General features: G+C 49.4%; 10 protein-coding genes and 1 pseudogene. 3 read left to right on the top strand and 8 right to left on the bottom strand.

Translation table 11 applies throughout. From position 1 onward, the window contains the following. The first annotated feature begins 98 nt into the window (after positions 1-98). Entirely contained in the window at positions 99-521 is a 423-nt protein-coding gene (locus tag ACFSUS_RS04135) for a hypothetical protein (RefSeq protein ID WP_381519471.1), read from the top strand. A 2-nt stretch (positions 522-523) separates the two neighbouring features. Here the strand turns inward: ACFSUS_RS04135 and ACFSUS_RS04130 are convergent. From ACFSUS_RS04130 to ACFSUS_RS04120, 3 genes and pseudogenes are all read right to left on the bottom strand, one after another. Continuing rightward, a pseudogene (locus ACFSUS_RS04130) lies at positions 524-1,087 on the bottom strand (Uma2 family endonuclease). Positions 1,088-1,192: 105 nt separating this feature from the next. Beyond that, positions 1,193-1,600 carry a MaoC family dehydratase gene (locus ACFSUS_RS04125; RefSeq protein ID WP_381519468.1) on the bottom strand — a complete coding sequence of 136 codons (408 nt, stop codon included), beginning with the start codon at positions 1,598-1,600 and terminating at the stop codon, positions 1,193-1,195. Positions 1,601-1,748: 148 nt separating this feature from the next. After that, positions 1,749-2,807, bottom strand: a complete 1,059-nt coding sequence (locus ACFSUS_RS04120; protein WP_381519466.1) for a 3-oxoacyl-ACP synthase III family protein — start codon at positions 2,805-2,807, stop codon at positions 1,749-1,751. Positions 2,808-3,034: 227 nt separating this feature from the next. On the opposite strand from ACFSUS_RS04120, the gene ACFSUS_RS04115 reads away from it, so the two are divergent. Together ACFSUS_RS04115 and ACFSUS_RS04110 are read left to right on the top strand one after the other, a co-directional pair. Further along, positions 3,035-4,366 carry an OmpA family protein gene (locus ACFSUS_RS04115; RefSeq protein WP_381519463.1) on the top strand — a complete coding sequence of 444 codons (1,332 nt, stop codon included), beginning with the start codon at positions 3,035-3,037 and terminating at the stop codon, positions 4,364-4,366. A 279-nt stretch (positions 4,367-4,645) separates the two neighbouring features. After that, the gene (locus ACFSUS_RS04110) at positions 4,646-5,590 is read left to right on the top strand and encodes a DUF2382 domain-containing protein (RefSeq protein ID WP_381519460.1); all 945 of its coding nucleotides are present in this window, start codon (positions 4,646-4,648) and stop codon (positions 5,588-5,590) included. A 78-nt stretch (positions 5,591-5,668) separates the two neighbouring features. Here ACFSUS_RS04110 and ACFSUS_RS04105 read toward each other — a convergent pair whose 3' ends face one another. The 5 genes from ACFSUS_RS04105 to ACFSUS_RS04085 form a co-directional block, all read right to left on the bottom strand. After that, on the bottom strand, positions 5,669-7,144 hold the full coding sequence (locus ACFSUS_RS04105) for a RagB/SusD family nutrient uptake outer membrane protein (protein ID WP_381519457.1): 1,476 nt from the start codon (positions 7,142-7,144) through the stop codon (positions 5,669-5,671). Positions 7,145-7,164: 20 nt separating this feature from the next. Then, a complete protein-coding gene (locus ACFSUS_RS04100; RefSeq protein ID WP_381519455.1) occupies positions 7,165-10,362 on the bottom strand; it encodes a SusC/RagA family TonB-linked outer membrane protein in 3,198 nt (1,065 codons plus the stop codon). Between the two features lie 202 nt (positions 10,363-10,564). Then, complete coding sequence (locus ACFSUS_RS04095) at positions 10,565-11,044, bottom strand: hypothetical protein (RefSeq protein WP_381519453.1); 480 nt, start codon at positions 11,042-11,044, stop codon at positions 10,565-10,567. Between the two features lie 62 nt (positions 11,045-11,106). Continuing rightward, positions 11,107-12,606, bottom strand: a complete 1,500-nt coding sequence (locus tag ACFSUS_RS04090) for a RagB/SusD family nutrient uptake outer membrane protein (RefSeq protein WP_381519450.1) — start codon at positions 12,604-12,606, stop codon at positions 11,107-11,109. 24 nt (positions 12,607-12,630) lie between these two features. Beyond that, positions 12,631-15,768, bottom strand: coding sequence for a SusC/RagA family TonB-linked outer membrane protein (locus tag ACFSUS_RS04085; RefSeq protein ID WP_381519447.1), 3,138 nt, complete (start codon positions 15,766-15,768; stop codon positions 12,631-12,633). Between the last annotated feature and the right edge of the window lie 12 nt (positions 15,769-15,780).

The raw sequence follows: 15,780 nt of genomic DNA, 5'->3' as shown, positions 1-15,780 counted from the left end.
CTTTATTATTAGCTGCGTAGTAATCCTGTTTATCCTGTCAAAAACACGCTATTCCAACGGATTGATCATTGGTTGGGTCATTCTTCCAAAACTGCGTCATGACTCATATTAAACGCTTATCGTTTTTCTCGGGAATGCTGCTGATTGGCTTGTGGGGTTGTTCACAAGAAGACGCTCAACCAACGCCTAATCCCTCAATCGTTGGGAGTTGGCTGTTTGTAGAGTATGGCTATTCGCCGGGAGCAGGCTATATTGTCAAGAAAGCTCCTCTGATTCCACCCCAGGCTGTAAGCTTCACGGCTCAGGGAGAAGTGGCAACCGTGAACATGGGTAAATCGGCGCTGGCCCAAGCCCGAACCTACCGAATAGATTCGACTCGGTACGGCACTTATTTGATTATACTCGATAGCACCCAGCGGCAAATCGGCTACAGTTTATTCGTCAGTATTAGAAACGATACGCTACGGTTGTCGCCACCTTGCATTGAAGGATGCCACAGCGGCTACGTTCGTATTCGATAAGTTTAAACAAATAGGGCACTCACTTCCACCAGTAACCCTTTGAGGACAAACGACTCTACTTCGCCTTTTTCTACCGCGAACGACATTAATTCATAGCCAGACTCCTGCCGTTGATACACCTCAATACTACGGTTATTTACGTCGACAATCCAATACTCCGCTACGTTCATGCGCTCGTATAGCTTGAACTTTTTACCCCGGTCGGTTTTGATTGAACTCGGCGAAATAATTTCAACCAGCAAGTCGGGAATGCCAAAAATGCCAGCTTCCTAAATGATCTCCTGCTTTGCTTGAGAGACAAACATAAGGTCCGGCTGAACGTCGTTAAAGCCATCTATAATAACGCCGAAGGGAGCAAACAAGACCCGACCAAGTTGGTTCGTTTTAACGTGGCTACCTATTAACATGGTTAGCTCAAATAAGATACGCTGATGCGTAGCGGTAGGGTAGTTACGGGCTACAATTTCTCCGTCAATAAGTTCAAATATGAATTCTTTGAGTTCCTGCTCCTCAAACTCCATCTCTCTGAACTCCTGATACGTAATTGGTCGGGTGAGCGTCTGCATAATCATCAGCGGCTGGTATCGGTATCCTGGTAAAAATAGCGAAATAAGTTGATCAGGGGAAGGGTATATCTTACTCCACTCAATTCACTCACTGCACTTATTTTGCTACTCAACAAACATCTCTTTGTGAAACACAATTCCAGTGCCCCGTAGCGTTACTTTACCCGTTTCTGGATCGACAACTGTGCAGCTGATCTCAGCCGTATGGCGTCTGGTATCAATGGCCTTGCATTCAAAACGAGCTTCGTAATCGGTGTCGGGGTACATGGGTCTGACAAACTCAAGTAGCTGCGAAAGATGAACTCCACCCGTACCGCCAAAGTCCCGCCCAAAGACCCGAGCGAACACGCTGGCACTCAGCATACCGTGCATAATTGGTCGTTTGAAAGGCGTACCAGCCGCAAACTCGGGGTCGAGGTGAAGTGGATTATCATCGCCGGTTACCTCGGCGAACTTTCGGACGTCGTCCTGCGAAAAATGATAGCGGTAACTGTATGTGTCTCCTACTTGCATAGTGAAATCGGACCGCCAAAGCGGAGCGAAAGAGTGAATGAGTGAAAGAGCGAAATTGGACCGCCGAAGCGAAGTGGGTCGTTAGTGCGGTAAATAATACGCCTGGATAGCCACCCTTTCATTCATTCGCTCATTCACTCTTTAGTTTTTACCAACGAATCAGCGCCGAGGCCCAGGTGAAGCCGCTCCCAAACGCTGATAGACAAAGTAAGTGGCCTTTGTGTAATTTGCCGCTCTCCCAAAGTTCGCTAAGGGCAATAGGTATCGAAGCCGACGTAGTGTTACCGTAGTGCTGGATGTTGTTCCACAGTTTCTCGTCGGGCAGGTTCATCTTACGCTGCACATATTCAACGATGCGTAGGTTTGCCTGGTGCATAACAAAAAAGTCAACATCGTTTAGCGTATAACCGTTTGAACAAACGGCTTCACAAATAACCTCTGGAAATTTCTCGAAAGCTTTCTTGATAACTTGTAGTCCTTTAAAAATACCGGTAAAGAGGTAGGGAAGCTCAAACGGTCCATCGTTTTGATGAATGAAATTATGCGCTGTATCTAGGTAGTAGGGCTTGTATTTCTTAAAATGATAATTTCCGTGACTACCAGGGTTGATGATCGATAGTTCTTCGGCATACGTACCGTCGGCGTGCAGGTGCGTTGATAGAATACCCTGACCGGGCTCGTCCGTTGGTTGTAGCACCACCGCCCCGGCTCCATCGGCAAACAAAACAGCTACGTCGCGCCCACGAACGCTATAATCCAGATTAAACGATTGGCGTTCGGCGCCCACAACCAGAATGTTTCGGTACACACCTGATTTAATAAACTTATCCGCTACTGATAGCGCATACAGAAACCCCGAGCACTGATTCCGAATGTCGAGGGCGCCAATTTCGGTGTGGGTAATTCCTAACTCCCGTTGAAGCAGAACCCCACAACCGGGCACCTGATAATCGGCACTCATGGTCGAAAAAACAATAAAATCGATGTCGGAGGCTATGATGCCAGCTCGTTCGATAGCGATTTTTGCGGCAGCGGCTCCTAATGTAGTGGCAGTGTCTTCACCCGACGCGGCATACCGCCGTTCTCGAATACCCGTACGTTCTTCAATCCAGGCACTATTCACCTCTATTTGGGGCGCCAACTCGTCATTGGAGACAATCCGCTCGGGTAAGTAATGGCCAACGCCGGCAATTCTGGAGTTTATCATGTAGCTGAAAGGGGCGCAACGTATTCGTTTCGAATTGAGCAGATAAGGTTTGCCCAACAGTTAGCACGTTACTCTATGCATAACCATTTTATCGGACATTTGTCCGAAAAACTGACCGAGCGTATCCTGTTACCTGCCGCTGGGCACATAGCTAACGAGGTCCTGAATGTAACTTTTGTGAACATATCACATACGCTTAGGTTCCTACTATAAAAACTCTATAGGATATGTCTAGTATAATATTAGACCACATGCGGTCAACGTTTAGTTCTACCGCGGTCAACGATCTAGCACGGGTACTCGGAGAAAATGCAGCTCCAACGCAGAAGGCTGTTGATGGACTTTTACCTACCATAACAAGTGGAGTAATCAACTACACCGAAGATGGTAATGGGGCTGCCACTCTGTATCAATTGCTTAAAACAACTCCCTTCGACACTGACCCCAGTTTAGCGCAGTTAGCCGAAACAAGTGACCATCGTCGAAAAGCGGCCGAATCGGGTAATGACCTGTTGAGACGGTTGTTCGGAGATTCAACAGACCGGCTCGCAGACGCCACCGCTCAGTACAGTGGGGTTAGTACGACGTCGGCCAGTACGTTGGCGGGATTGGTTATGTCCGTATTGATGGGATATCTTCACAAGCAGATAACCACCCGCAATCTGAGCGAAGCACAATTAGCCAGCTTACTGCGGGGCGAAGCCGATACAACCCGGCAGGATGTACCAGCTGCGTTGGCCGGAATACTGGGTCTACTGCTGACTGCAGGCACAAGACGTCCGGTTACTACAACCACAACGGTACCGACCGGGGCGCCTGTTACGCCGGTATCCACCAGCGACGACCGGACTGGTACACCCTGGTGGAAGTGGCTCTTATTGGCCCTAGGTCTATTACTGCTATTTTTACTGATTACCCGGATGTGCAACCGGGACGAAAACGAAGGCGCCACAAGCGGCCAAACCGACGGGTCGTCGGGTGTGGTGGCAACGGATACGATTGCTAGTGACACGGTAGGCTCCGATGGTACTGCCGGAGCGGGTGCAGTATCGGGCGATTCGGCCAATGGAGCAGCTGGTAATGGGACCGCTAGTAGTTCGGGACCAGAGGTGCGGGTTGGTGTTGACCTGCCAGGAGGACGGCGGCTGAACGTTGCCGAAAATTCGTTCAACTATTCGCTGGCCCGGTACCTGGCTGATAAAAGCCGCAAACCGAACAAAGTCTTTACGTTCGATAACCTGACATTTGAGTCTAACTCGGCTCAGATTACAGCACAGGCTCGTCCTCATGTTGACGATCTTATTCAGATCATGCAAGCCTACCCAACGCTGGCTATACGCATTGAGGGAAACACAGACAGTACGGGGCCTGATGCTATCAATGACCCACTCTCTGCTGATCGGGCTGAGGCTGTGAAACAAGCCTTGGTTAAGGCAGGCATTGACGCTGGCCGGGTTACAACCAGAGAACGTGGTGAAAATAAGCCGGTAGCCTCTAACAAGACTGAAACGGGGCGAGAGAAAAACCGACGCATCGACGTTATCGTTACCAAAGTGTAAAACCTCAGTTATATGTAGTAATGGAGCTTATTTCAAAATAAGCTCCATTACTAAACGTGGGGTGTTTGCCTATGGCACGTAAAGTTGAATTCATCACATCTGCTATTAGCTGAAGTACACAAAACTGTGTACTATTTACCTCATAGACTAAGTATTCTAAATACTTCGAGGTTTATCAATTTTCTTGTTAATGTCTAACTTACAGGTATTTAGGTCAGCACGTTGTTGGTTGGCATAATTTTTAAGTACCGAGCAGACATAACTAACTCTAAACCGATTATGGCACTTACAGTAATTGGCGTTTTCGATAATGCCACTGAAGCACAACAGGCCGTTGACCAATTAGTAAGCAATGGTTTTTCTCGCAGTAACATTGATCTGTCCGCGCAGACGGGCAACTATACAAATGACTCCTATACCTCTGGTAGCCTAAGCGGCACAGTTCCTGACCGGCACCAGAATACCAGCGGTACGTACGCCGAGGAGGTCGTAGACGACACAAAAGACGTTGGTGATAAAGTTGGCAATTTCTTTGGTGGGCTGTTTGGCAGTAACGACAATGACGATGCTCGTCGGTATACAACGGTCGGTCAACGCGGTTCGATTGTAACGGTCCACGCCCAATCAGATGACGAGGCCGAACGGGCAGCCGATATCCTGGACGATAATGGAGCTGTAGACGTAAACGAGCGTGCCGCTCAGTATTCGGGCACAGCAGCTACGGGTGTGATCGGTACGAGTATGACCGATGCAACGACAGTAAATACGTCTGATCGCTTTGGCACTACCGACAATGACCAGACCTTAAAGGTGGTTGAAGAAAATCTGCAAGTTGGCAAGCGCGAAGTAGAACGCGGGGGCGTTCGCGTACGAAGCCGCATCATTGAACGACCCGTTGAAGAAAGCTTACGACTACGTGAAGAACGGGTTCACGTGTACCGCACCCCTGTGAACCGTCCAGCAACCGAGGCTGATTTAAATGCGTTTCAGGAAGGTGAAATTACGCTGACCGAACATACCGAAGTTCCGGTTGTTTCGAAGACGGCCAACGTAGTTGAAGAAATTTCGGTTAATAAGGATGTGACTGAGCGTGAAGAAGTGATTCGAGATACAGTTCGTCGAACGGATGTCGACGTAGAGCAGATAAACCCTACGGATTCAACCACACGCACGGGGCTTACGACCGACCTCGACGACGATGATGTGACGTATTCGACAAAGTAAGGACGCAGTCAATTCGCATAATTAAACAAAAAGAGCTCTCGGCGATGAGAGCTCTTTTTGCTTGACAACATTAATCAGTTAATTATCCGTAGCTAGGTTGTTCAGTGCTAATTCGGTCGCTGAGATTGGCCAGATGTAATTTGGCTCAGTAGGCGCTTTTGCTGGTACTGTTCCTTTTGCTGGAATTGGTTGCAGCAAACGAACCAGATCGTTATTCCGTAAGCCTTCGCCCAGGAATTCTATACGTCTTTCGAGTAAGATGGCGTTGATTAAATCCGTAGGACTGGCAAAGCCAGCGACTGTGTATGTCTTCGTGGCATCTGATCGGTTCCGAACGGCATTTAATAAAGCAACCGCCTGAGGGTCTACCGAGTTTGTCGTACGAACTTTGGCTTCCGCTAAGTTCAATAATACCTCAGAGTAGCGCATAACCGGTACGTAATCCGTATATGGGCTGGGGGCTTTATACTTGGTTAACCAATTTTTGATGGTGGTTGTACCGGTTTGTCTAATGAAAGACCGCCGTTTATCCGTTGCCCGCCAGGACGTATCAGCAATAATGCCTTTCGGATTTAATGAATACTCTGCGTTACCCACACCACCATTCGCCGTAGTTGGCGAGTAGTAATAAGCCAATTGGTTTTGCGTTCCAGGAAAATCACCCGTCGTTGAAGTCATTGGCATCGACAAAATTGACTCTGGGTTTACATAAGCCGTAAATAGTGTCGTGATGTCTGGCTGCAATTGGTGCGCTACCCCAGTAGGAGCCTTGAACGGTGCCGTTGCGCTAACAATCTTATTCGCTTCTGTTACAACATTCGCGTAGTTCTGCATAGTCAAATACACTCTTGTCTTCAAGGCAATGGCTGTATTCTTGTGAGCACGCGTTGTGTTGTCAGAAGCCGCCGTGTAGGTTGCAGGTAAAGCCGCTTCCGCTTCATTCAAATCTTTCAGGACCTGAGCATACACATCGGCAACGCTGCTTCTGGCCAGGTTAGACTGTCCAACACTATTGATGCCCGTTAGCCGAAGCGGAAGGCCGGGTTTGTTGCCGTTGCCATCTGCATACGGCCGAGCATAGTATTGAAGCAGGCTATAGTAAGTTAGAGCCCGAATGAATTTAGCTTCGGCGATGTACTTGGCAGCAGCATCGGCACTGACAACTGATGTTCCACTAGCCGCCATACCATCTAGAAACACATTACACTTGTTGATCGTCAGATAGCCGAAGTACCAGAGCGTTGATACCGCTGTGGCACTGTTAGTGGCGTTGAGGCCCCATACGTCCGAGCCAGTAACCAGGTTAGACGTTTCGTTGATGAAGTCCTCCCCCCGAATATCGCCGTAGATTACATACCGTCCGCCATAAAAATTTCCGTCTTTCAGCGCACCATAGAGCGATAAAAGCTGGTTTTGTACACGGGCCGGTGTGCTTAGGGCCGATGCGTCGAGAACCGTGGTTTGGGGAATTGGGTTAAGCAAACTCCTGTCGCAGGAGCTGAGCCCCACCAAGGTCAGGCAAAAAAATAGAGAGTAATTTATCTTCTTGTTCATGATGTCTCTTCGTATCAAAATTAGAAGCCAGCCCGAAGGCCAACGGTGATAGTACGCGTGTTGCCCACTGTGTTTCTGTCAACGCCCTGGCTGGTGTTACCGCCAATACCCGAGCCGTTCGCCGATACCTCTGGATCAGGACCTGGATACTTAGTAAGAACAGCCAGGTTCTGGCCACTTACGTATACGCGCAGACTACTGATTTTGGCTCTGCTCAACAGGGAGGCAGGCAGGGTATAGCCCAATGAAACCGTCCGCACTTTCAGGAAGTCGCCTTTGAATACGTTAATGTCCATTGGGAATGCCGAGCCATTCGACGTGTTGTCGTTAAACACAGGCTTCGCGTATTTCTTGCCGGTATCGCCTTCTTTCTGCCACGCGTCGGTCAGCACGTCGCGATCGTTGTTCCAGAAACGCTGATCGTGTAGACCTGCGTTAGTACCGTAGTAGACGTAAAAGCCCAACTGATACGTGAGTAAAACACCCAGATCAAAGTTCCTATACTTGAAGTTGTTATCCCAGCCACCGTATGTTTTAGGATTCACATTGGCATACATCACAGCATCTGCCGCTTGGGTAATGGAGGAGCCTCCCGTTGGGCTAACGTATCTGGTTTTTCCGTCCGGCGTCGTGGAGTAATTGAATTGGCCGGAAGGAGCGTAGAATTGATAGTACACGTTCTGGCCAGCCGAGTTAACGAAGATTCGTTTGCCGGTTGACGGATCAACACCAGCCGTACGAACCACCCACAACTGCCCAAGCGAATAGCCTACAGCCGTCTGGTTTACTGTTTCCAACGAACCCGTTGAGGTTTGGATCACATTAAGGCCAGGCGCTAATGCCGTAACCTCATTCTTGTTAAACGTTATGTTGAAGTTCGACGACCATTGAAACGATTTTGTATTGACAACTCGCGCATTTAGTGAAACTTCTAATCCTTTGTTGTACATGGCACCAACGTTTTGTGGAGGATACACAACGGTAGTGACCGGGCCGAGCGGACCAGGAATACCTGTAGAAGGAGCCTGCGCTACGTTCAGAATCAGGTTGTTAATATCGTTTTTGTAGTAAGCCAGCTCACCCGTAATCCGATTATTAAACAGACCGAATGTAAAGCCAACATCTGTTTTAGTACTGGTTTCCCATTTAAGGTTGGTGTTACCTACATTCTGGAAAAACAGGGTTGGAACTCCACCATACAGGCCAGACGCGTAGAGTGAGTAAGGCGAGTAGTCATTGATACCGCCGATGTTACCCACTTTACCGTAGCTACCCCGCAGTCTGAAGCCACTGAAGATGTTGTCGAGGCCAGCCCCTTTCCAGAAGCCTTCCTGCGCTAATTCCCAACCCGCCGAAACGCCGTAGAAGGTTCCCTTTTTCACTCCGAGCGCCGAATACTCATCCTGACGTAAATTACCGCTCAGGAAGTACTTTTCTTTATAGTTGTAATTCAACCGCCCAAAAGCAGACAGAAGGTAGTTTTCGGTATAAATCAGGTTGGCCGGGTTGTTCGTGGCCCAGCCAGCCTGAATTACGTTGTAGTTAGGGTCCGATACGTTTTGCCGATTTAATCCATAACCCGTCTGCGTGGTGCGTTGCTGCTCCTGACCAAGCAAAAGGCTAAAGTTATGAGCACCTCCAAACGAGCGGTCGAACTGAGCGGTATTCGTCCACAGCCATGTTTTCAGTTTCCGGAAGTTACTCGTAGCAAATCCACTGGAAGCGTAACCATCACTGGTGATTGGCGACTGGTATAAATCATTGTCTACCAACAGATAATCAATGCCGTAAGTGCTTCGTAGCGTTATCCAGTCTAATGGCTTGAACTGAAGGTAAGCGTTCGATTGAATGTGATCATTTTCTGTATTAGACCGGTTAAGATCTAACATTGGCAGTGGATTAGGATACGAGATAGACGTGCCAATTACATTGTTGGCAAAGCCAATGGCCGAGCCATTGAGGTTATACGTACCATCGTTATTGTACGGCGACAACAGCGGAGGCAATACCAGCCCAACGCGGCCTAAACCACTCGTATTGAATGCCTCTCCGCTCAACGAGCCAGATGTGCCCGCTGCCAGATTCTTTTCGTTAGAATAGGCAATTTTACCGCCGATAGTGAATAACTTACTCAGCTTGCTGTCAATATTGAACAGGACGTTCATCCGCTTGAAGTCGTTTCTACGAATAACTCCCTGTTGATTTGTGTAACCAGCTGAGAAATAGTAGTTCGTGTTTTCGCCACCGCCCGACACATTCAGATTATGGTTGTGAGACACCCCCTGGCGGTAGATATAGTCATACCATTTTGTGTCAATGGGGTTGCCGTTGGCGTCATTGGTTTGTACAAACTTTACAGCCGAAGCCGTTGGGTTATTAGCAACCGCTGCGGTTTTGAAGCCGATGTACTCCTGAGCATTCAACAACTGGGGGAGTCGATACGTATTAGAGAAGCCTACCCAGCCATCGTAATTTACTCTGGCTTTACCTGACTTACCCCGTTTGGTTGTGATGAACACAACACCATTGGCGGCACGGCTACCGTAGATGGCGGTGGCTGCCGCATCTTTAGCTACGTCCATGCTTTCGATATCGTTCGGGTTGATACTGGCCAGCGGGTTGCTTGGCGCATTGGTAGAGCCTTGATCGCCGGTGAACGTCGGAACGCCATCGACAATAATCAATGGGTAAGAACTCAGCGAAATAGAGTTAGTCCCCCGAATCCGGAAAACGGGTGGGTTATTTAATACGCCGTTTGGTACGGTAATTTGCACGCCTGGCGTTCGTCCTGCCAAACCTGATTCAAAGCTTTGAATAGGCATCTGAGCAATGGCAGCACCTTTAACTGTTGCAATGCTACCCGTAGCGTCCTGCCTGCTTTGTGTACCGTAACCAATAACGACTACTTCACTCAGTTGTTGAGCATCTCCAGCCAACGTGACGTTGACAGTCGAACGATTGTTCACGGCAACTTCCTGCGTTGTGTAGCCAATAAAGCTAAATACTAATGTGCTATTGGCAGAGGCACTAATACGATAGTTGCCTTGGGCGTCGGTGTTTGCACCACGATTTGCCCCTTTCACTTGTACAGTCACACCGGGTAGGGGAGAGCCGTCATCTGATGAAGTGACTCGACCGCTTACCGTCACATCCTGTGCCAGAGCGGGCAGGCAGACGAGTACCGAAAGGAGCCAAATTCCCAATAAAATTTTGCGCATAAACGTGTTGATATTACGGAAATAATAAGATTTATGGAATAAGGAGACAAATATAGGGCGAAGAGTATTTATTAGTCTGCTAACTATTTAAGTTATTTTTAATGCTACACTTGTAATTTACTTCTGATATCGATACATGAATATCAAAAAAGCCCCTCAGATGTCTTGAGGGGCTTTTTTGATATTCATGTATTTGGAGATATTACTGCCGGAACGAGTAGCCTAGGCGCTTGTAGTTCTGACTAGGCTTAAAATCTGTACTCGTACTGTCAATGACCAAAACAACATTAGTCATTGGTGCCGTTGTGCTCGTTGCTCTAGCTACTGTCATTCTTAACACACCAAAACTTGAGTCAGCTGGTATCACAACATTACCGCCATTGGCTAGTGTATAGCTGCTTGCTGCTGCGGTCGTCGCAGCCGGATCAGGTAGTACACGTACGGTTAAAGCAGTACTACGTTGGCGACCAACTAAATTTAATTGAGCGGTAACTGTGCTAACAGCTGTCGTATTCGAAATGGGGGTGATTGAATACGTCCGTCCAGTAGCGTTGGTGCGCAGGATGGCATCATTGAATTCCACCAAAGTCTGATCGTCAAAGACTTTGTCGATACTATTGTCGCAGGCATAAAGCATTAATAACGCTAAAGCCCCCGCTATAAATCCAGTTATTTTTTTCATTGAAAACGAATAGTTGATGCCCACAGGTCCTTCTGATGCATCAGAAGGCTCCGCAGAGCAGGTTAGTAACCGAAATTCTGCCGAATGCTCTTATTAGTTGATAATTCGTTAACCGGAAGGGGAGCCAGAATTCGGAAGTCGTTGTAAGGAATATTGTTGGGCGTAGTAGTCAGCGGAATAGTCTTGACAACATCCTGTCCGCGTCGTTTCAGATCGAACCAGCGGTGACCTTCAAAACCAAACTCCAGCCGACGCTGCCGCAGAATCTCTGCCAGCAGTGCGTCGCCAGTCAGACCAGTCCGCTCAGGCAGGCCCGAGCGTGTACGGATTACGTTCAGATCGACCAGCGCGTCTGCCGTGTTACCCAGCATAGCGTTGGCTTCGGCCCGGTTCAGGTAAGCTTCCGAAATTCGAATAACCGGCACATTATCCAGGTTAATGGTTCCGTTTTTGCCTAAGAACTTTGTACACTCGATAAAGGCGTTACCCCGCCCCGTGGTCCCTAACTCGTATAACTGCCGACGAATGTCGAGCGGCTGACCGGCTGCGTTTTTCTCAGCTTCCAGCTCAGCAATGAAAGCATTGTTTGGTACCAGATCACCAAAACCACCCGTTGTCGACCGATCGCCGACGCGTACCAGCGTGGTATAGGTTGTTTGCAGCGAGTTGTTCACCCCAATATTTTCCGGTGTTGTGAACGCTAGTTCGAACAGCGATTCAGGGTTACGTGGAGCCCGCCAGCCACCGACATACGATGCATTTGGCGATAGCTTGATGGCACCGGCAATAGCATCAGTAGCGTTTTTCACGGCTGTAGCGTAATCTTTGTTGTACAAGGCTACCCGTGAGAACAGCACCTGAGCAGCCTGTAGGTTTCCGTTCGTAGGCAGGGTACCGTTGCTTGATGCGCTGCGGCCAAACGAGTTGATTGAGCCTTGCAGATCAGTGTAAATCTGTGAGTATACATCAGCGATAGCGGGCCGGGCTGGGAACGTAATCTGTTGCTGATTCAAAACGCCGGTTGTCAACAGTGGAACACCACCTCGGTTATTCTGCGCAATCTCAACGCCAGGCTCGTATGCGTAGATTCGCATAAGATCGTGGTATAGCAGTGCCCGCAGGAACTGTGCCTGTCCCCGGATCGAATTGCGACGATTAGTATCGGTCAGGGCTGTTACGCCGGGCAGGGCGTCCAGAATCAGGTTCGCCTGGTTAATGGCAAAATAAGCCGATTGCCAGGTGCCGGGCGCAAACGTTGTACCGAAGGTAGAGCCAGCAATATTCCGGTTTTCGTTGTTCAGACGGCCCGATTTGTTAGTTGCCTGTGCATTGTCGGCCAGTGCTTCGGCTACGGCCAGCATATCACGGCCATAAAGCGCCGTGTTTTGCAAACGGTCATAAATACCGTTCAAGCCAGCATCGAGGCCTTCGGCGGTGGTCAGCGCCGTCTGCGAATCAACATTCGAACGTGGCTTAACCTCAAGCAAGTTCGAGCAGGCCGTTACCGTGAGTATACCGGTTGTCAGCAGGCTCAGGGACCATATATGTTTTATTGTACGCATGGAGTCAAAAAGTTGTTGTCTGAGTTAGAACGTTAAGTTGATACCTGCCTGGTAGGTTTTCGAGTTAGGTACCACCCCAGTGTTGCCACTACCAAAGTTGAGGAACTCGGGGTCATAGCTCGTCCAGTTGGTGAACGTGAGCAGGTTGGCGCTCTGAATGTATACCCGGGCTTTCGAAGCGCCGATCCGTTTCGAAACGGCAGCCGGTACATCATATGCCAACGTGATTTGCTTCAGGCGCAAGTACGAAGCGTCTTCCAGGGTGCGGGTACCACCCAGGCCGCTAACCCCACGGGTTTCAACATTACCGTTGATGGTACGCGGCACATCGGTGATGTCGCCCGGCTTCTGCCAGCGACGATCGTATACCGATCGCAGGGCGTTGAAGTCACGCCCAGCCAGCTCAGCCAGGAACGAGGTCTGGGTATTGAACGATCGACGACCGTAGTCATATTGAAACAGTACGTCGAGGGTTAAGCCACCATAGGTGAAGGTGTTGTTGAAACCACCGTAGAACTTGGGTAGCTCGGTGCCGAAGTACTTCTGATCGCGTGGAGTAACTGGGGTGTAAGTGATATTCCCGGCATAATCGCGGAACATAGGCCGACCCGTGGCGGGGTTAACCCCAGCGTAATCGGTTGTGTACTGAGCTAGCAGCGGCCGACCCAGAATAGCTTGCCGTGCTACACCGTAGAAGTCGGTATACGCCAGCGTAATGGCACTATCAGGGTTCGCCAGCGGTACAATACCGGGATAAAGCGATGTTACCTTGTTCTCAATGAAGGTGATGTTGAATGAAGAGCGCCACTGGAACGGCCCCGTCTTCAGGTTTACCGAGTTCAGTTCTATTTCAAGCCCTTTGTTCTCAACTGAACCTACGTTGCGCGAGATCGTTGAGTAACCGCTGGTGAACGGAAGGTTGAACGGAAGTAGCAGGTCTTTACTGACTCGCTTGAACACATCGACCGAACCCGTCAGGCGGTTTTGAAAGAAACCGAAGTCAAGACCAATATTCGTTGTCTGGTTGGTTTCCCACCGCAAGTCAGGGTTAGCCAATTGCGTAGGCGCAAAGCCAGCAGCACCGTTGTAGTCATAACCTGCGCTGACCAGCCCCAGACCGGGGAAGTTCGACTGGTTGAATAGCGATCCCAACTGGTCGTTACCCGTTGTACCGAACGACGCCCGCAGCTTCAGGTCACTGACCAAGTTGTTGCCTTTCAGGAAATCTTCTTCGGTAACCAGCCACGCACCCGATACAGACGGGAAGAAGCCGTACCGGTAGTTGGAACCGAACCGGCTCGAACCGTCCAGACGACCAATCAGACTTAGGTTATACTTCTTGTTGAAGTCGTACTTGATGTTTCCGAAGAGAGACGCCTTGCGGAAGTTGTTGAACGTTCCGAAGATGTTCTGGGGCAGAGCAGCCGCACTGGCATACTGAAAATCAGGCGTGGGTACATTGGTGATGTTGGTCGCCAAGTTCTCGTTCACATCGGAGCGGTACTCGGCACCCAGCAGCAGGCCTACATCGTGCTTGCCAGCAAACAGCTTGTTATAGTTCGCTGTAACGTTGGTCAGGAAGTTCTTATTCTCGTTCAGTTGATCCTGAATCCGGCCGCGTACGTTGAAACCATCGGCAGTACGTGGGTCCGAGAAGTTCCGACCCCGGATGATACGATAATCGAGGCTGACAAACGGACGAATCGTCAGCCCTTCAATTACTTTGTAGTTTAAGGCTAAGCTACCTACAAATTGATTGATATCAGCCCGAATGGTGTTCAACTCGCTAACCTGCAGAATGTTCTGGTTTAGGATACCTGGAATTCCACCTTGTGATGGCGGCCCGAAATACGATCCATCCGGATTATAAATAGGAATGCTTGGAATGATTAGGGGCGACGCGAATGCTCCGGCACCCAGGAATGAACCCCCGGCTGGCCCCCCAAACTGACCCCGCGAAGAGATCGTGCTCAGCTTTAGCGTCTGGTCGACACTCAATTTAGGGTTGATTTGGTGCGTCAGCGTTGTATTCAGCGTACCACGCTTGAAGTCGACGTTAACGATGTTAGCGCTCTGTGTGTAGTACGAACCCGATACGTAGAAGCGGGTTTTCTCGTTACCACCGTTCAGACCCAGCTCGTAATTGTTGGTGATACCGCGCTTATAGACCGCATCCTGCCAATCATAGGTAGGTAAGGCTGCAACTTCTGCATCCGTTAAATTTGGTGGTAGGTTGTTAGGATTAGGGGCATTAGGTATACTGATCAAACGCAATGTTTGAAGTACGGACAAGCGGGCGGCTTCTGCAGACTGACCACCGTTGATGCGAGCCTGCGTCCGTAGAGCAATCCACTCCTGGGTGTTCAGTACGTCAAGTTTCTTGATCGGATCAGCAACCCCCGTGAAGTAATTCAGTGTAACCTGAGTTTTACCAGCTTTACCGCGTTTAGTCGTTACCAGTACAACCCCGTTTGCTGCCTGCGATCCGTAGATAGAAGCCGCAGCTGCATCTTTCAGAATCTCAATCGATTCAATGTCGCTGGGATTTAGAAATGCCAGCGGGTTACTGCTGGTGAAGGTTGAGTTGTTGGTCGTATTCAACTGAACACCGTCAACTACGTAAAGTGGATCGCTACCCGCCGAGATCGAACCAATACCCCGGACCCGAATCTGAATTGCACCACCTGGTACGCCGTTGGCCGACGTAACCTGGACGCCGGCTGCCCGGCCCGCCAGAGCTTTATCAAAACTACCGACCGGTAGGTTAGCTACTGTAGCTCCCGCTACTTTCGAGCTGGCTCCGGTGAACTCACGCCGGTTAACGGTACCGCCGTAACCTGTAACGACTACTTCGGTAAGGTCATTTGCGCTGTTCTCTAGTTTGACACTTACTGTCGAGCGGTTGCCAACAGCAACTTCCTGGCTGGTGAAACCGATAAAGCTGAATACTAAACGTGCATTGCTTGCGGTACTTATGCGATAATTACCAGTGGCATCTGTAGTCGTACCACGGGTTGTACCCTTCACTTGCACACTCACACCCGGTAGGGGAGAGCCGTCATCTGATGAAGTGACTTGGCCGCTCACTGTAATGTCCTGGGCCACTACGGGCAAACAGAACAATAATGAGAGCAACCAGCTTCCCAATAGAAGTTTTCTCATGAGAGATTGTTA

This window comes from Spirosoma soli, from assembly GCF_042684525.1.
Lineage (GTDB): Bacteria > Bacteroidota > Bacteroidia > Cytophagales > Spirosomataceae > Spirosoma > Spirosoma soli.
Note: the sequence above shows the minus strand (reverse complement) of the source record. Positions and strands in the feature narration are given on the sequence as shown.